This window comes from Brevibacillus sp. SIMBA_040 (genome assembly GCF_046535075.1).
Classification (GTDB): domain Bacteria; phylum Bacillota; class Bacilli; order Brevibacillales; family Brevibacillaceae; genus Brevibacillus.
This window is the reverse complement of record NZ_JAWRXI010000061.1, coordinates 1-453: the sequence shown is the minus strand read 5'-3', so window position 1 is coordinate 453 and position 453 is coordinate 1. Positions and strand designations below refer to the sequence as shown.

The 453-nt window shown below is 38.6% G+C and carries 1 protein-coding gene; it reads right to left on the bottom strand.

Annotated elements, in window-relative coordinates; all coding sequences use genetic code 11:
- Positions 1–37: 37 nt before the first annotated feature.
- On the bottom strand, positions 38–453 hold a 416-nt coding region (locus SB752_RS31940), incomplete at its 5' end, for an IS3 family transposase (protein ID WP_410719435.1).

Below are 453 nucleotides of genomic sequence, written 5' to 3'. Positions count from 1 at the left end.
TAAAATGTACCCTTTGTAAAGGACACTTTTAAAAAGTCTAGGCAGCTCCAAGAAGATGATCTCTGTATTGAACAGGGGTCATCTTTTTTAAATTCCATTGGTATCTGTAGTGATTGTAGTATGTTATATAGTGTTTAATTTCACGTTTTAGTTCTTCTAGACTCGTACAAGCCTTAATCGAGGCCTCATCTTTAAAATGACCAAAGAACGATTCTTGGGGAGCGTTATCCCAACAGTTTCCTCGTCTTGACATTGATTGGCGTAATTTAAGTTTCTTCACTAATTTCTGAAAATCAGGGTGGGTATAATGCGTTCCTTGGTCGGAGTGGATCAATGCATCTTTTGCCCTCTTAAAGTCGCGATTCTTTTTTAACTTGAGAAGGGTATCTGTGGCTAAGTCCATCGTGATACGGTCTGACACATGGTAAGCTAAGATCTCATTAGTTGACCCAT